The organism is Aquabacterium sp., assembly GCF_030652515.1.
Lineage (GTDB): Bacteria > Pseudomonadota > Gammaproteobacteria > Burkholderiales > Burkholderiaceae_C > Aquabacterium.
The window spans coordinates 1-15430 of the sequence record NZ_JAUSAR010000124.1 but is presented as its reverse complement, the minus strand read 5'-3'; the positions used below and the strand labels follow the sequence as shown (position 1 = coordinate 15430).

17 protein-coding genes and 1 pseudogene are annotated in these 15430 nt (G+C 65.2%); 9 read left to right on the top strand and 9 right to left on the bottom strand.

Annotation, left to right across the window (positions count from 1 at the left end; genetic code table 11):
• The coding region (locus Q7V20_RS15295) for a hypothetical protein (RefSeq protein ID WP_304792897.1) at positions 1-181 on the top strand (181 nt) is incomplete at its 5' end.
• Here the strand turns inward: Q7V20_RS15295 and Q7V20_RS15290 are convergent.
• The 4 genes from Q7V20_RS15290 to Q7V20_RS15275 form a co-directional block, all read right to left on the bottom strand.
• Positions 178-831 (bottom strand): TetR/AcrR family transcriptional regulator, encoded by a 654-nt coding sequence (locus Q7V20_RS15290; protein WP_304792895.1) that lies wholly within the window; start codon positions 829-831, stop codon positions 178-180. The two genes, Q7V20_RS15295 and Q7V20_RS15290, sit on opposite strands and share 4 nt — an antisense overlap.
• A gap of 39 nt (positions 832-870) precedes the next feature.
• Positions 871-1782 carry an MBL fold metallo-hydrolase gene (locus tag Q7V20_RS15285; RefSeq protein WP_304792890.1) on the bottom strand — a complete coding sequence of 304 codons (912 nt, stop codon included), beginning with the start codon at positions 1780-1782 and terminating at the stop codon, positions 871-873.
• Positions 1783-1858: 76 nt separating this feature from the next.
• Positions 1859-2143, bottom strand: a complete 285-nt coding sequence (locus Q7V20_RS15280; RefSeq protein WP_304792887.1) for a hypothetical protein — start codon at positions 2141-2143, stop codon at positions 1859-1861.
• Positions 2144-2208: 65 nt separating this feature from the next.
• Positions 2209-4074 carry a DUF3857 and transglutaminase domain-containing protein gene (locus Q7V20_RS15275; protein WP_304792885.1) on the bottom strand — a complete coding sequence of 622 codons (1866 nt, stop codon included), beginning with the start codon at positions 4072-4074 and terminating at the stop codon, positions 2209-2211.
• Between the two features lie 145 nt (positions 4075-4219).
• Between Q7V20_RS15275 and Q7V20_RS15270 the strand changes: the two genes are divergently transcribed.
• Both Q7V20_RS15270 and Q7V20_RS15265 read left to right on the top strand, forming a co-directional pair.
• Positions 4220-4408 carry a hypothetical protein gene (locus Q7V20_RS15270; RefSeq protein ID WP_304792882.1) on the top strand — a complete coding sequence of 63 codons (189 nt, stop codon included), beginning with the start codon at positions 4220-4222 and terminating at the stop codon, positions 4406-4408.
• A 168-nt stretch (positions 4409-4576) separates the two neighbouring features.
• Positions 4577-5056: a hypothetical protein gene (locus Q7V20_RS15265; RefSeq protein ID WP_304792879.1), complete on the top strand. Its 480-nt coding sequence runs from the start codon at positions 4577-4579 to the stop codon at positions 5054-5056.
• Between the two features lie 2 nt (positions 5057-5058).
• Here Q7V20_RS15265 and Q7V20_RS15260 read toward each other — a convergent pair whose 3' ends face one another.
• A complete protein-coding gene (locus Q7V20_RS15260) occupies positions 5059-6636 on the bottom strand; it encodes a phosphatidylserine/phosphatidylglycerophosphate/cardiolipin synthase family protein (protein WP_304792876.1) in 1578 nt (525 codons plus the stop codon).
• 92 nt (positions 6637-6728) lie between these two features.
• Here Q7V20_RS15260 and creB point away from each other — a divergent pair, with 92 nt between their 5' ends.
• From creB to Q7V20_RS15235, 5 genes are all read left to right on the top strand, one after another.
• Positions 6729-7436 (top strand): two-component system response regulator CreB, encoded by a 708-nt coding sequence (creB, locus tag Q7V20_RS15255; protein ID WP_304792873.1) that lies wholly within the window; start codon positions 6729-6731, stop codon positions 7434-7436.
• On the top strand, positions 7433-8899 hold the full coding sequence (gene creC, locus Q7V20_RS15250; protein WP_304792870.1) for a two-component system sensor histidine kinase CreC: 1467 nt from the start codon (positions 7433-7435) through the stop codon (positions 8897-8899). The genes creB and creC overlap by 4 nt, the downstream gene beginning before the upstream one ends.
• A 71-nt stretch (positions 8900-8970) precedes the next feature.
• A complete protein-coding gene (creD, locus tag Q7V20_RS15245) occupies positions 8971-10395 on the top strand; it encodes a cell envelope integrity protein CreD (RefSeq protein ID WP_304792865.1) in 1425 nt (474 codons plus the stop codon).
• A 24-nt stretch (positions 10396-10419) separates the two neighbouring features.
• A complete protein-coding gene (locus tag Q7V20_RS15240; RefSeq protein WP_304792862.1) occupies positions 10420-11400 on the top strand; it encodes an SDR family oxidoreductase in 981 nt (326 codons plus the stop codon).
• 110 nt (positions 11401-11510) lie between these two features.
• Positions 11511-11684 (top strand): hypothetical protein, encoded by a 174-nt coding sequence (locus Q7V20_RS15235; protein WP_304792859.1) that lies wholly within the window; start codon positions 11511-11513, stop codon positions 11682-11684.
• Positions 11685-11690: 6 nt separating this feature from the next.
• Here Q7V20_RS15235 and Q7V20_RS15230 read toward each other — a convergent pair whose 3' ends face one another.
• Entirely contained in the window at positions 11691-12170 is a 480-nt protein-coding gene (locus Q7V20_RS15230) for an MgtC/SapB family protein (protein ID WP_304792902.1), read from the bottom strand.
• A gap of 122 nt (positions 12171-12292) precedes the next feature.
• On the opposite strand from Q7V20_RS15230, the pseudogene Q7V20_RS24380 reads away from it, so the two are divergent.
• A pseudogene (locus Q7V20_RS24380) lies at positions 12293-12424 on the top strand (putative motility protein); the annotation flags it as partial.
• On the opposite strand, the gene Q7V20_RS15220 reads toward Q7V20_RS24380, so the two are convergent.
• From Q7V20_RS15220 to Q7V20_RS15210, 3 genes are all read right to left on the bottom strand, one after another.
• Complete coding sequence (locus Q7V20_RS15220) at positions 12394-12885, bottom strand: diacylglycerol kinase family protein (RefSeq protein ID WP_370652481.1); 492 nt, start codon at positions 12883-12885, stop codon at positions 12394-12396. The pseudogene Q7V20_RS24380 and the gene Q7V20_RS15220 overlap by 31 nt on opposite strands.
• A gap of 130 nt (positions 12886-13015) precedes the next feature.
• On the bottom strand, positions 13016-14974 hold the full coding sequence (locus Q7V20_RS15215; protein ID WP_304792856.1) for a hypothetical protein: 1959 nt from the start codon (positions 14972-14974) through the stop codon (positions 13016-13018).
• Positions 14975-15080: 106 nt separating this feature from the next.
• Positions 15081-15430: hypothetical protein (locus tag Q7V20_RS15210; protein WP_304792854.1), on the bottom strand; the 350-nt coding region annotated here is incomplete at its 5' end.

Genomic DNA, 15430 nt, shown 5'->3' with positions numbered 1-15430 from the left:
AGGACAGCGAGTTCCGCAGCCGCCCGCCGTGGCTGAGCACCGCAGAGCAGTCCGCCGCAACGCGGTGGACCGCCACCATCGGAGCCCCGCCCGCCTCCGACTCATCCCCGCCCCGCACTGCAAAGACAAAGCAAGCCACCCAACGCAAGCCACCACCACCACCCAAAAGCCCCACCCCTAGCGAACCGCAAAGTGCCGCACCAACCCCGTCAACAGCACCTCAATGATGGCCGTGAGATGCCGCTCATTGGGCACCTCGGGAAACCAGGGATCATCTGGCCCCATCACCAGTTGGCGAGCAGTAAAACCATGGATGCCCTCCCAGTAAATCTGGGTCATCAGGTCAACATCGGTATCCACGCTGGACACCTCGCCCGTGGCCGCCCATTGCGCGAACAAGGTGCGCGAAAAGGCATACGGGTCTTCAGCCGGATCTCCATGCTGAACGTGCGCCACTTCATTGGGCGCGTGCGGGCGCTTTTGCATGAACACAAACGCGTACTCGTCCGGGTGCTTCAGCCCAAAATCCACATACGCCCGGGCCATGGCGCGCAAGCGGTCCAGCGGCATGCTGTGCGCTTCGCTGGCGCGGCGCATGGCGTTGGTCAGTTCCAGCAGGTCTTCGCCCATGGCCTGCGAGATCAGCATGGCCTTGTCCTCGAACAGCGAATAGACCACGGTGGTGGAATAACCCGCCAGCTCGGCCACCTTGCGCAGCGAAATCTCGCCCAAGCCGCCCTTCTTGATCAGCTTGCGCACCACCTTGATGATGCTTATGCGGCGCTGCTCCGCCTCACGTTGCTTGCGCAGCTCCTTGACGCTCTCGGTCACGAATGCGGTCTCCGTTTTGGTTGATTGGATTGGACTCGTTCAGCTTTTTAGCACCAGATCATCGCCATCCCGCACCGCGGCGCCCACCTTCACCAGCTGTTGCGCAAACCGCTCGCTCAGCACGGCCGGATCGTGCGGGTAGTGGTCGTGCACCACCGTGTTGAAGATCTGGCTTTGCTGGATCAGCTGCGTGATGTCGGCCAGGCTCAGGCGCTGGTGGGCCATCAGCTTGAACGCCAGCAAGGCCTTGATGGCGTTGTCGGCATTGCGCTTGGGGTCGTCCATCAGCCACTGGATGCGCGAATTGGCCGTTTGCAGAGCAGCATCGACTTCGGTGAAAGGCGCGCCGTGGCCAGGGATGACCAGCCTGGGCGCCAACTGCGAAATCAGGTCCAGCGTGGCTTGCTGGCGGCCAAAGCCGGGCTCGCCCACCAGCTCCGAGAAGATGATGCCAAAGCCTTTTTCCCACAGGGCATCGGCCGAGATCAGGATGCCCAAGGCATCGCACCACAGCATCACCATGTCGTGGTCATGCCCGGCGGCGGGCAGCACCTGCCAGTCGTGTGCGCCCAGCCGGAGGGTGCCGGGCACGGTGAGGACCTCGTCGTGGAGGAAGCGTTCGCAGTGCTGGCCGGTGGCCGTGTAGCTCAGGCGGGCTTCATCCCACACGGTCACGGCGTCTTGCAGGCCGGGCGGGATGATGATCTGGCAAGCGGGGTAATGCGCTTTCAACACGGCATTGCCACCCGCATGGTCGGAATGCAGGTGGGTGTTGATGATGCGCTGGAGTGGCTGACCCTGCAGGGCGGCCTGGATCAGCGCCAGGGTCTGGGCGCTCTCACTGCCATAGCCGGTGTCCACCACCGTGGGCAGCTCGGGATCGTGAAAAACGATGTGGTTGGACGACAGCCAACCGCGTTCCAACACCTGGATGCCATCCGGCAGTTGCATATCGATTCACCCCAGCCCTGCCATGTGCAGTGGGGCGATCTTACGGCAGGGCGGTGCCTGCCGTGGTCAGGCCGATTCAGGCGGCGCGGCGGGCCCGGGCGCTGGTCATGCGTGGCACCGACTTGGGCGCGTGCAGTTGCTCCCAGTAGGACACGGCCTTGCCCACCCATTCGCGGTAAGCGGGTTCTTCGGGCGCGTAATAGGGGATGCCACGCGCGGCAAAGGCTTCAAGTTCTTCGGCCACCGCGTGCGGGGCCTCGACCAGCTCCAACTCCAGGGCATGCAGGGCGTGCACGCGCTGGATGGGTTCGGGCGCCATCAGTTGGGCGCGCAGGGTTTGAGCGGTGGTCTTTTGGCCCATGAGCCTTCTCCGTGAGTGGTTTCACTTCGGATAACGGCTCAGGGCCCCTTCAGGTTGAGCCCGCCTTACTTGAAAACCACCTGTACCGTGGAATCTGGCACGGCCTTGGCCGCAAAGTCCTTGTAGGCCTGGGCCTGGGCTGGCGTGCAGACGTTGCCCACGGTGCGGTCGTCAAACACGCGTTTGACGGTCAGCACCTGGTCCTTGAGGCGGTAGGTGGCGCTGTAAGACAGCTTGTCGCTGTCCAGTTTGACGTCCTGCGGGACCTGTTCGATCGTCATGTTGGCAGGCAGCTGGTAGCGGTATTCCTCGATCGAATGGCCACTGGAGCATGAGGTTTCCACTGCCGGATCAACCACCTGGGTGGCCGCCGCCACGTAGTCGGCCACCGGGCTTTCGCTGTAGAACATGGGCGCGATGATGAAGCTGCCCGGCCCGGGCAGTTTCACCCATTGGTCGACCTTGAACTGCGTGCGATAGCCATAGGTGTCGCGCAAGGCCCGGGCGTTGTCCTTGACCATGCTGCCCGAACCGGCCTGGCCACCCGATTCGAAGAACTTTTTCACCATGCTGGCCGCCTGCAGCTGGGTCAACTGGCGCAAACGCATCCGGGCATTGACTGCGAACAGGCCGCGCAGGGCCACGTCCACCGTGCCCGAGGCCGAGCCATCGGGCTGCACGATCACCTCGGTCTTCATGACCTGTTGATTGAAGCCCACCGGGGACACAGGCGTCTTCAGGCCATCCTGGTGCCCATCGGCCAGCAGCACGGGCTTGCCTTCATCGGCAAAGGGCAGCATGCCAAAGGGCACGCTGTCCGAAGTCGTGTCCAGGTACAGGTCCAGGCTGGGGATGTGGTTGATGACCTGGTTGACCATGGACACCACCGGCACCTTGGGCAAACCGTAGGCCGTGCCCGCGTTGATCAGGGCCTGGGTGCTGGCGATGCCCTTGGCCTTCAACAAGGCCTGCAACAAGGTCGCATGATCCTTGCAATCGCCGGTGCGTTTGTCCAGAACCAGGTCCACGTCACGCGGCACCATCGAGCCCAGGCGCAGGCAGGGCCCGGTGTTGGCGATGTTCAGCGTCACCCACTCATACAGGGCCTTGGCCACCTCGCGGGGGGCTTTGGCTTGCCCTTCCTGCGTGATCTGGTCGGCCAGCTGCTTGACCTTGGGTGTCACGATCGCCTTGGCCTGCGCAGGCACGCCATAGGCCTTGGCCAGGTCGCCATGGCTGCGGAAGGTGGAGAACAGCACGCCAGCTTGTTCCTCCAGTTCGTGGCCTGACAGCCTGGGCGGTGCGCTGAGCAGCGGCTGCGGGTTGTCCCAGGCCCATTCGACCACCTTGCGGCCCGCTTTCTCGACGCGGCTGACTTCGCGGAAACCACGCGCCTGGTCTTGGGACCACATGTTGGCAGGCACGTCAATCTTGATCCTCACATCGCCGTAAGCATCGGTCTTGGGAAAGCTTTCGTTGATCGAAAAGTGCCGGGCAAACAAGGGTTTGCGGGTGCTCACGCGGTAAGCCACCACCACGGTGTCGCCCACGGCCACGTCGGGAAACTCGATGTTCAGGTCCTGCAGGCCCGAGGTCGCATCGGGCACTTCCTTGAAGCCCGCCTTGGGCACCTTCAGGCGTCGGCCATCGGCCTTGCGCGTGTAGGCCTCGGTCACAGTCACCTTTTGCCACTGGCGGTCGTACGTCACCGAGGTGCCGCGGGCACCAGCCACCATCTCGGGCTTCAACACGGCCATGGACCAAGCACGGTCTTCCAAGTTGGAGCCATCCGGGTTGACGGTGTAGCTGGCGGCGTAGTGCGTCACGCGCGAAGCCAAAGACGGCGTCTGTGCGGCCTCGGCAGCCCAAGTGCCGCCTGAGAAGGTCAGCGCGCTCACCAAGGCCAGGGTTTGCAGATGATTGGAGTTCAAAGTGTTTTCCGTTGGAGCCCGTGCAAGCCCGCAATCTAACCGAATGGCTCAGGCCTCGAACGAGGTGTTTACCTTTCTTCATGTCAACGCGGGGTGTCAAGGGCGCGTTGAATCCACATCCTTCACAACCACTCCGGCCCTGATCATGACCAAGACCCTCGCCCTTGCTGCCATGCTGACCGCGTTTGCCGCCAGTTCATTCGCCCAGCCAGCCGCGCAGGCTTCGGCGCCCGCGGCCGCTGCCAGCGGCACGGCCCAGCAGAAGAAGCACGGTGGTAAAGCCCACAAACACGAAGTGCCCGTGCGTGCCGCTTCTGCTGCAGCCTCGAAGTGATCAACATTGCATGAACCGAAAAGCCGAACGCCCTGCCCGGCTTTTTTGTGTGCGCTTGTTACCAATGGTGCGCCATGCCCCTGCAGAAATGCCCCGCCCGCGCGCACTCCCGCCAAAATCGGTGAAGATGCGGCGACCACAGACTGACATTAGAAGTAGGAGACCGACATGAAGAAACTGATCGCTTTGGCCCTGGCCGCTTGCGCCATGGCCCCCGTGATGGCTGAAACCAATGTGGGGGTGTCCATTGGCATCAACCAACCCGGTGTGTATGGCCGGATCGACATTGGCAATGGCGGCTATGGCCAACCTCAACTGGTGTACCCGCAACCGGTGATCATCGCGCCGCCCGCCGTGGTCTATGAGCGCCGCCCCATCTACCTGTACGTGCCAACTGCGCATCAGCAAAACTGGCGCCGCTATTGCGGCCGCTACCAGGCTTGCGGCCAACCGGTTTACTTCGTGCAAGAGCAATGGGTCCGCAACCGCTGGCAGCACGAACACCCTGGCAACGGCCGTCCTGGCCCGGGCAAGCGCCATGATCGCCACGACCGCCATGACTTCCACGACCATGACCGCCACGGCGGCAAGGACCGTGGTCATGGCAACGGCCATGGCAATGGTCACGGCAAGCACGGCCGCGACTGAGTTCAGAGCATCTCTTCAGGGGCAAAGGGCGAGAGCAGCTTGATGCCGAACTTGAGCCACGCGCTGGCCTCGGGTTCGCTCTGCCCCAGCAAGGCCGGGTCGGGCGGCGTGGTGTGCCATTGCACCTGCTGCCCGTCGCTCAAGGACAGGTGGTAGCTGTCCTCGCTCACCTCTTCAAACAACCGCGCCAGTTGCAGCGCGATCTCCGGGCTGTGCATCAGCACGCCCATCTCGGAGTTGAGCTTGGCCGAGCGCGGGTCCAGGTTCATGGAGCCGACCAGCGCGGTCTGCCGGTCCAGGACCACCACCTTGGCATGCAAGGACGCGTGCGACGAACCGAATGATCCCAGCTTGGCCTGCCTGGCATTGAGCAAGGGCCGCAACTCGTGCAGCTCCACACCCATGGCCAGCAACTGAGTCCGGTACCGCGCATAACCAATGTGCACCGCAGGCGCGTCCGTCGTGGCCAGTGAATTGGTCAGCACGCGCACCTTCACGCCCCGATCGCGCAAGCCTTTGAACAGCGCCAGCCCGCGCACCCCCGGCACAAAGTAAGGCGAGATCACGATCAGTTCCTGGCGGGCCGACCGGATGATGCGGTCCACATCGTCGGCAATCGCCTCAGCGTTCGTGGGCTGGCCTTCGCTCAGAATCTTGGAGGGCTTGTCGGCCAGCACCGTGGCCCGGGCCCACACCAGGGTCAGGCGGCCCTGCTTCAAATCACGAGCAAACGCCGTGTCCGGGATCGCCACCGGGACACTGGCCGACTGGCCCGCCCCATTGGCCTCAGGCGGCGGTGACAGCAGGATGGACTGGTCCACCACCGCGGCCACCGGGTAGGCCATGGGGTCGTTCCAGAATCGGTCGAAGGTGGCAGACAAGGCCCGCACCGCCGGCCCGGCCACGATCATGTCGATGTCCAGGAAGTTGCTGTCCGGGCTTTGCACGAAGTAGGCATCGCCCAGGTTGCGCCCCCCCGTGATGGCGAGGGCGTTGTCGGCCACGAACATCTTGTTGTGCATGCGGTGGTTGATGCGGCTCATGTCCGTGATCGACGCGAGGATGCGGCTGATGGTGCCCAGGCGGCCCGCCGGGAAGGGGTTGTACAGGCGGACCTCGATGTTGGGGTGGTTCGTCAGGCGCAGCAGGCCCCGGTCCTGCCCTGCGGTGTTCAGGTCGTCCAGCAGCAGACGCACGTGCACGCCACGGTCGGCGGCCGCGCGCACCCGCTGCATCAGGCTGCGCGAAGACCCATCGCTGTGGATCAGGTAGTACTGCAAATCCAGCGTGCGGCGCGCGTTGTCGGCCAGGGCCGCCAGCGAGCCCAAGGCGTCCTCGCCCGACGCCAGCAGGCGCAGGCCCGACACGCCGGGGCCGGGGGCACTCGCGATCGCCAGTCGACCCAGCTCGGTCGCCTGGTGGTCGGCCAAGGCATGGGTGTCAGCACGGGGCACCGGCTCGGGCAAACTGGCGCAGCCCGTCGTCAAGGCGGCCATGCTCAGCGACCAGAGCACGCGGCGCGCCCATCGGGCAATGCCGCAAGGCACCGCGCTGGCGTCGGCCAGCATGAATGAGGTCATGGAGAATCAAAAGGCATGTTGAACGGCCAGCGTAGCAGAACGGCCTGACACGTGCCCTCAAGACATGGTGCATCGCTGGCACAATTTCCGGCATGACGATTCCTTTGCTGCTGCTGGAAGACGACCCGGCCATTGCCCGCACCGTGGCCTATGCGCTGGAGCGTGAAGGCTTCACGGTTGAGCACGTGGGGCTGGTGCGCGAAGCCATGCACAAGCTGGCCGACCCACAGCACGCTTACGCGGCGGCCATCCTCGATGTCGGCCTGCCCGATGGCAGTGGCCTGGACCTGTGCCGCGATCTGCGGCGTGATGTGGGCCGCAATGGCCGACTGCCCATCGTCATGCTCACCGCGCGTGGTGAAGAGCTGGACCGTGTGCTGGGCCTGGAACTGGGCGCCGACGACTACCTGACCAAGCCTTTCAGCACGCGCGAGTTGTGCGCCCGCTTGCGCGCCTTGTTGCGCCGCACGGCCCACGCCCCCGCGCCTGAGCCCCAGCGCAGCGAGGCCACCCTGGTCTGCGACGAGGTCGGCCAGCGCATCCGCCATGGCGACACCTGGCTGCCCCTGACCCGGCGCGAACATGGCCTGCTGATGGCCTTGCTCAAGGTGCCCGGCCGCATCTGGTCGCGCGAGGCCTTGCTGGACGCCGTGTGGGGCCTGGACGCCGACAGCACCGACCGCACCGTGGACACGCACATCAAGACCTTGCGCGCCAAACTGCGCGAGGCCTGTGGCGATGTCGAGCTGATCATCACCCACCGTGGCCTGGGCTACGCCATCGACCCCGCGCGCCTGTGAAGCTCGGCCTGCGCCTGCTGCTAGGCTTCTTCCTGATCACCGGCATCGCGGCCTTTTTCGTGATGCGCGTGTTCGTGGCCGAGGTGCGGCCCAGTGTCAGCGAGGTGATGGAAGACATGATGGTGGACACAGCCAACATCCTGGCCGAACTGGCCGTGGATGACCTGGCCGCCTTGCCCCCAGGCGGCACGCTGGACCAAAGCCGCTTTGCCCTGCGCGTGAAGGACTACGCGGCCCGGCCCGTGGACGCGCGCATCCGGGGCCTGAGCAAGCAGACCATGGACTTTCGCATCTACCTGACCGATGCCAGTGGCCGCGTGGTCTTCGACACTGGCTTTCGCGACAACGTGCCCCCCGCCACTGGCCAGGACTACTCGCAATGGCGCGATGTGACACGCACCCTGCGCGGCGAGTACGGCGCACGCTCCACGCGCCTGGTCTACAGCGACGACCAAAGCTCGGTGATGTACGTGGCCGCACCCGTCAAGCAAGGTGCGCGAATCGTTGGCGTGTTGACTGTGGCCAAGCCCATGAGCACGGTGCAGCAGTTCATCCACCGGGCCGAGCGCGACATCCTGGTCAAAGGCTTCTGGTTGCTGGGCCTGTCATTGGCCATTGGCGTGGCGGTCACCGGCTGGATCGTGTGGTCGGTGCGCCGCCTGCGCCACTATGCGCAGCATGTGCAACTGGGTCAGCGCCAACCGCCGCCCGAGCTGCCCGGTGAACTGGGCGACCTGGCCCACGCCATGGAAGCCATGCGCGATCGGCTCGATGGCCACGAGCATGTCGAGCAACTGGTGCGCGCCATGACCCACGAGCTGAAGAGCCCGCTGGCCGCCATCGGCGGTGCGGCCGAGCTGCTGCAGGAAGAGTTGCCCGCCGCCGACCGGCACCTGTTTGCGCAGCAGATCCGCGACCAGGCCGACCGTCTGCACATGCTCGTCGAACGCCTGCTGGAGCTGTCCAAGCTGGAACACCGCCACAGCCTGGACCACCAGGTGGTGCTCGACCTGGGCATGTGCGTTGAGCAAGCCATCCAAGCCGCCACAGCACGCCTGGAGCAACGGCAACTGGCCCTGGTCTGGCATCCGCTGGACGGCCTGGCCCCTGTGCGAGGCGAGCCCGACTTGCTGGCCATGGCCATCAGCAACCTGCTGGAAAACGCCGTGGACTTTTCAAGCCCGGGCGGCCGGGTCGAAGTCACGATGACGCGGAGCCAGGGCCACATCGAACTGTCGGTCCGCGACCATGGCCCCGGCGTGCCCGACTACGCCCTGGTCCGCCTGGGTGAGCGCTTCTACTCCACACCCCGCCCCGCGGCTCCCGGCGAGACACCGCGCAAGGGATCGGGCCTGGGCCTGGCCATCGTGCGGCAGGTCATGCAACTGCATGGCGGCAGCTTGCGCTTGCAAGCGGCCGAGCCCGGCTTTTGCGCCACCTTACGCCTGCCGACTTCACGCTGACTTCACCAACTTCATCCGCCCCTCACCCGCGCTGCCCAGACTGGCTCCGTTGAATCACGAACGGAGCATCCATGAAATTCCCCATGTTGAGCAAGGCGACCGCCCTGGCCGCCGTCATCCTGGGCCTGCTGTGGGCCTTGTGGTCGGTGCAGGCCCTGGTGCGTGAGCGGCAAGAGCGACAGGGCGAGGCCGAGCGCAGTGTCGCCAACAGCCTGGCCACCAGCCAGACCTTGATGGGCCCGACCCTGGCCCGTCGCTGCACCGAAACCTGGGTGTCCGGCCAGACCGAAGGCAAAGACCCCCGGCCCGTGCTCAGCACCGCATCGCGCGAGCTGCGCCTGGCCCCCACGCTGCTGAAGGTGGACGCCACGGTGGACATGACCCTGCGCCATCGCGGCATGTTCAAGGTCAATGGCTACGGGGTGAGATCAGGGCTGGCGGCCGAGTGGGCCGATGTGCGCGGCCTGATCGCCCAGGCCGAACACCCGGGTGGCGAGGTCAAGTGCGACGCCCCATTCCTGTCCGTGGCCTTGAGCGATGCGCGTGGCATCCGCGTGGCCGAGATGCGCCTGCAAGGCCAGAGCCTGCCCATTTTGCCCGGCAGTGGCATGGCCAAATACCCACAAGGATTTCAGGCCCCGGTGTTGGCCGACTTGCTTGAGCGACCCGGTCCATGGCAGGTCGATTTGAACCTGGAGATCGCCGGCACGCAATCGCTGTCGCTGGCCCCGGTGGCCAACACCACGCAAGTCACCCTGAAAGCGGACTGGCCACACCCCTCGTTTGGCGGCCGCTTCCTGCCCACGGACCGCCAGGTAGGCGAGCGTGATTTCACCGCCAGCTGGAAGGTCACCTCCCTGGCCAGCACGGCCCAAAGTGCCTTCACACGCGATGCCCCCTTGTGCCCCGCCTGGTTCACCGGCGACCCGGTGGAGTACGCCACCCGCACCAGCGAGGGCGGCAGCGAGCAAACCGGCTGCATCGAAGCCTTTGGCGTGGCCTTCGTGGACCCGGTCAGTCCTTATGTGCTGAGCGACCGTGCCACCAAGTACGGACTGTTGTTCATCGTGCTGACCTTCGTGGGCGTGGGCCTGGTCGAGGTGCTGCGCAGCCTGCGCGTGCACCCCATCCAGTACCTGCTGGTGGGTGCCGCCCTGACGGTGTTCTTCCTGCTGCTGGTCAGCCTGTCTGAGCGCCTGGCCTTCGGCATCGCCTACGCCCTGGCGGCGGGGGCCTGCACCTTGCTGCTGACCTTTTACGGCAGCTTCGTGCTGCAGGGCTGGCGCAGTGGCCTGGCCTTTGGCGCGGGCATCGCCGGTTTGTTCGGCACGCTCTATGCGCTGCTGCAACTGGAGCAGAACGCCCTGGTCCTGGGCTCGGGCCTGCTCTTCCTGGTGCTCACCGCGATCATGGTCAGCACGCGTCGCCTGGACTGGTACGCCCTGATGGACCAGATGCGGACCCAGGCCGGAACGCCAATTGCTGACAAGGCCTGACCCTCGCAAAAAATAGGAGAACTCATGAACCACCCATACCCCCTGAGCCAGAAAACCGTGGTCATCACCGGCGCCTCCAGCGGTGTTGGCCGTGCAGCGGCCCTGGCGTTTGCCGAAGCGGGCGCCCACGTCGTCCTGGCCGCGCGTCGGCAAGATGCCCTGGAAGAAGTCGCCAAGGAATGCCGCACCAAAGGCATCGAGGCCGAAGTGGTCGTGACCGATGTCGGCGACCCGCAGGCCATGAAGACCCTGGCAGCTCAGGCCATCGAACGTTTCGGCGGCATCGACGTGTGGATCAACAATGCAGGCGTGGGCGCGGTGGGCGAGTTCACCGACACGCCGATTGCCGCGCACGAGCGCGTGATCCGCACCAACTTGCTGGGCTACATCAATGGGGCCTATGCCGTGCTGCCGCACTTCAAGGAACGCCAGGCCGGCGTGCTGATCAACACCTTGTCGGTCGGGGCTTGGGCCCCGGCGCCTTATTCGGTCGCCTACAGCGCCAGCAAGTTCGGGCTGCGTGGCTTTTCAGAAGCCTTGCGCGCTGAGTTGAGCCACCACGAAGGCATCCACGTGTGCGATGTGTTCCCGGCTTTCCTGGACACGCCGGGCATCGCCCATGCCGGCAACTACACCGGCCGCGAGATCAAGCCCATCGGACCACTGTCCGATCCTCGCCGGGTGGCACAGGCCATGGTGCGCCTGGCCTTGCAACCACGCGATGCGGTCACCGTGGGGGCCGCAGCCTCGGCGGTGAAATGGGGACACGGCCTCGCGCCGGGCCTGGTCTCGTCGTTGCTGGCGCGTGGCGTGCAAGCCTATCTGCGCAAAGCGCCGCCCGTGCGTAAAACGGCCGGGAACCTGTTCGAACCAGCGTCGGGCCCAGCCCGCATTGATGGTCACTACGGCGGCGTCAAGGCGCGCAACGTGGTGGTGCCGCTGGCGGCAGGCTTGGCTTTGCTGGGGGCGGGGATGTGGGCCTTGTCGCGCAAGGGCGGCAGGTAAGGGCAGAGGCCACAAGCTGTAGGCGGTGACCTACGTGAAATGCGGGCGCCTGCCGATGGCCCCAGCGCGGGGGCGACCGCTACAGTGAACTTCCAAAAGGAGTCCCACTCATGTCATTCGCACTTTACCTTGTAGGCTTTCTGCTGATCACCGGCGGCGTTGCCTGGGGCCTGGTGGTGGCTGGCGTACCTCACCTTTACGTCGGCATCGCCTGCCTGATCCTGTTGGGCCTGGGCATCGTCACTGGTGTGGCCAAGACACGCACACGCGATCCTTCGCAGTAAGGCTTTTCAACGCCCGTTGTTCTTGCCACCCGGCTTGTCCGTGCCCAACAAGCGCGGCACGGTGTTGAGAATCGCCAGCGCCAGGAGCGTGCTGATCAGCGCCGTGCTTTCGCGGCCCAGACCACAGGCGATGCCAATGGCGGCAGTCATCCAGACCCCGGCGGCGGTGGTCAGGCCCTGCACGTCCTCTTCCGACTGGTTCTTGATGATGGCGCCAGCACACAGAAAGCCGATACCGGCAATGACGCCTTGCATCACGCGGCTCAGGTCGGCGACCTCCATGCCTGCCTGGTGAGGCACCAGCACGAACAAGGCCGCGCCCATGGCCACCAACATGTGCGTGCGCACGCCAGCGGCTTTGCCACGCTGCTCGCGCTCATAGCCCAGGATCCCACCCAGGATGGCGGCCAGCAGCAAGCGCACCAGGATGCGGGTGATCTGCGCCGCATCGGGCACGTCGGAGAACTCGTTGGCCAGGGTGGCCATCACTTGATCGAACACGGGCTTGCTCCTGCAGGGGTCGCCGCATCTTAAGGTGTGTGTGACATGCGATTCAAGTTGGGCCACATGGGGCCGATAAACCTTGATCACCACCGACAGGACCGCAGATGAACATCGCGACAAGCGCCGGCGTGAGCTCAGCCACGTCTGCTGCCCAAGATCCCACTGCGGGCGCCGCTCAAATGCTGTTGCTGCGCAAAGCGCTGGATCAGCAAACCATCGCGGCCGCCGGCTTGCTGCAGGCGATTGCGCCACCGCCACTGGCCACCGAGGGGCTGGTCGGACGCAACGTCAACACCTTCGCCTGATCGGGCTTGCGCGTGGTCATCGGCCGCAGCTCGACATAAGGCCAGAAGGTCAACGCGCCGATCAACGCGGCCGCCACCGCCGCGATGAGCACAGCGCCTGCGGCAATGTCCTTGGCGCCTTTGACGGCCGGGGCGTATTGCGGCGACACCACATCGCACAGGAACTCTACCGCCGTGTTCATGGCCTCGGCCCCCCACACCATCGCCATGGCCAGCAGCAGCCAGCGCCAGTCGGACGCACTCACGCCCCACCACCAGGCCATCCCCGCCACCAGCAGTGAGGCGCCCAGGTGCAGCCAGGCGTTGTGCTGCGTCTTGAGCATCAGGGCGATCCCTTCAAAAGCGTAGCCAAAGCTCTTGACTCGCGCGGCCAAGGTGAAACCTGGTCTCATGGTCGATCATCCTTTTTCATCAAACGCCAATCCTGAGCCTGGCCGCCGGGTTGGTTGAAGGCCCCTGTCGACCAGGCCTTCAAACCCAAAGCAGCACACCAGATGGCCGCGATCAGCACACAGCAAGCCATCACGGGTTCTCCTGCGGTCGCAGGCTCAGGCAAGTGCGACCCTGCAGAAGCACCTCCAAGCTGACCCAGCCCAAGCCATCGGCCCGCACCTGGTGGACGCGGGCGCCCTCGACCCGATAGCACGCGTGCGCACGCAAGCCCGACACCGTCACACGGTGCTCGCCGTCGCCAAGCCCCCCATACAGCACCGCGTGGAGGGAACCGGCAGGTGCATCGGCATGGGCCGAGGCCACCAGCACCTCGGGGTAGCGCAGGCCTTCCAGCCGGGGGCCGCTGCCTTCCTCGGCGCCAGCGGTGGCCAGTGGGGCGGTGATCAAGTGCCTGAAGCCATCTCGGACACCCGCCAGCGCCATCAGTTCGACCCCATGCGCCCACACCGAGGCCTTGGCCCGGTGAATGACGCCATCCTTGAGCGTGCTCGGGCACTCATCTTCCAAGGCGGCCAGGCAATGCGCGGCCACGGACTCGTCACCCAGCTCGACGGCGGCCAAGGCCGTGGCGGTGTAAGCACTGGCCCTGGAGAAACCATAGTTTCCCGTGTCGATGGGCCAGAACGCGCGGCACCTGAAACGGCCACTGGCATCGAACAAGCGGCGCCTGAGCAGCAACCATTGGCGGCGGGCCAGATCGGGCGCCAGCGCGTTCAAGAAATAGCAAGGCATGGCCAGCGGCATGGCACCGCCGATGGCGGGCAGGGCCAGCCCGGTGCGGGCCGATCGACAGGGCACGTAGCGGCCCAGGCCATCCAGGAACTCCGCCTCCAGGTGGTGGCGGAAAGCCGCGGCATGGGCGCGCCACCCGCTCAGCCCGTGCTGGGCATCGTGGGCCAGCACCGCGCTGGCGCCCATCATGTTGCACAGGGGGTAGACCCAGTTGGGCTCGCAAGCGATCAGGTAGTAAGGGGAGGGCTGGTAGGCCTGCATCAGGCTGGCCGTCAAAGAGGCAAAGTCGTGCGAATAGGTTTGTCCCTGTGGATGGCTGAGCCGCAAAGCACCTTTGATTGAGAACTCCGTGCTGCCGGTACTGGCCTGAAACAAGGCCATCTGCAACGCGACAAAGCCCGTGTACATGATGTTCTCTCGCGCCACCGGGTCGGGGTCGCCACGCAGATTGCCCCAGCGATTTTCCAAGGCCCAGTAGGCCCAGACCCGGTGGTGTGCCTGCTTGAGCAGCAGCTGGCGTTGAGCCTGCCTGGCGTAGCCCGCGAAGGCCGGTGTGAAACGCGCCTGCGTCAAGGCCAGGCCGTAGCCCAGAAAGTTGAGCTGGTAGCGCAAGGCGGCTGTCTGGAACTGGTCGCGCTGCTCGAAGCCCTCGAAGGCATCATCCGCTTGCAGGGCCCGATCCAGCGCGAAGCGCAGGCGCTGCAGGTGTGCCAACGACATCTCCGGCCGCTCGCCCTGTGGAGGTGGTGGTGCCGTGAAGACCTGGTCCAGGCGCCCTCGTTGCTGGTCAAGGTAGCGGTTGTCGAGGCGCCTTTGCCGACGTGCAAACGCGAACCAGGCCAGCATCGTCAACGCCAGCACTAAGGCCGCCCAGCCCATCGAGGCGTACACCGCCTTGAGCAGCCCGCTCTGGATGGCACCATGGCGCATGCTGGCGGCCCACACGGCCGAGGTGAACCACACCAGTGGTGGGGCCAGGATGTTGCCCGTGCCAAACCAGATCAGCAAGGAGAAAGCAAAGGCCCCGAGGCTGCACAAAGCCGCCAGCCCATGCCCGATGCCGCTGCTGGTGCAAATGTCAGCATGCGCAAGAAAGCCGGCACCTGGCAACAACAGGCCCAGGCCGAAGATCTGAAGTGCATCCTGGCGGGCCAGCAGCAGCAAGGCCGAACCCAGCGCCACCAGCGTGAGGTAGGCACCCAGCAAGCGCGCGATTTGGCGCGTGGTGGCCGGGCCCCAGAGCCGCGTGCAAGGCGGCAGCAGCGCCCATTCATCATCAGCGTCAACCGCACCCATGCAAGGTCACCTCTTTGCAAACCAGCCCATCAATCAGTTCAGTCTGATAGGCTGGTGTGAGCTCTTGATGAGGTGTGTGAAGTGGGGGTGAAGTCTCTCGTTGAGCTCAGCTGGCCAGGCCGCGCCCGCCCCTGCGTTGGCCTGTGCCGTACTCATTGGGTTGCCGCACCGCCCGGTGCACGTCTTCGCAGGTCATGCCAATGCCCTGCAGAAACTGGTCACGCAATTGCAGCACGGTGTCCACCGAGTCGTCCGGCGCGTCGATCAGGTAGCCCTGGATGCGCTCCATCTCTTCGATCTGACATTCGCTGAAGGTGGGCTTGGCCCACAGCGGCAGCATGGCGCAAGCGGTGAAGCCCCAAGCCGAGGGACGGTGATGCACCTCCTGGGCCAACATCAGCTGGCTCAACTCTTCCAGGTCGCTGGCATCCAGGTCTTCGACCAGGCCATGTTCAA

Excerpts from the sequence above, each read along its gene's own strand:
- Q7V20_RS15285 (WP_304792890.1), bottom strand. The coding sequence starts at position 1,782 with ATGCAACTGCCGGATGGCATCCAGGTGTTGGAACGCGGTTGGCTGTCG.
- Q7V20_RS15280 (WP_304792887.1), bottom strand. The coding sequence starts at position 2,143 with ATGGGCCAAAAGACCACCGCTCAAACCCTGCGCGCCCAACTGATGGCG.
- Q7V20_RS15270 (WP_304792882.1), top strand. The coding sequence starts at position 4,220 with ATGACCAAGACCCTCGCCCTTGCTGCCATGCTGACCGCGTTTGCCGCC.
- Q7V20_RS15265 (WP_304792879.1), top strand. The coding sequence starts at position 4,577 with ATGAAGAAACTGATCGCTTTGGCCCTGGCCGCTTGCGCCATGGCCCCC.
- Q7V20_RS15260 (WP_304792876.1), bottom strand. The coding sequence starts at position 6,636 with ATGACCTCATTCATGCTGGCCGACGCCAGCGCGGTGCCTTGCGGCATT.
- creB (WP_304792873.1), top strand. The coding sequence starts at position 6,729 with ATGACGATTCCTTTGCTGCTGCTGGAAGACGACCCGGCCATTGCCCGC.
- creD (WP_304792865.1), top strand. The coding sequence starts at position 8,971 with ATGAAATTCCCCATGTTGAGCAAGGCGACCGCCCTGGCCGCCGTCATC.
- Q7V20_RS15240 (WP_304792862.1), top strand. The coding sequence starts at position 10,420 with ATGAACCACCCATACCCCCTGAGCCAGAAAACCGTGGTCATCACCGGC.
- Q7V20_RS15235 (WP_304792859.1), top strand. The coding sequence starts at position 11,511 with ATGTCATTCGCACTTTACCTTGTAGGCTTTCTGCTGATCACCGGCGGC.
- Q7V20_RS15230 (WP_304792902.1), bottom strand. The coding sequence starts at position 12,170 with ATGGCCACCCTGGCCAACGAGTTCTCCGACGTGCCCGATGCGGCGCAG.
- Q7V20_RS15220 (WP_370652481.1), bottom strand. The coding sequence starts at position 12,885 with ATGAGACCAGGTTTCACCTTGGCCGCGCGAGTCAAGAGCTTTGGCTAC.
- Q7V20_RS15215 (WP_304792856.1), bottom strand. The coding sequence starts at position 14,974 with ATGGGTGCGGTTGACGCTGATGATGAATGGGCGCTGCTGCCGCCTTGC.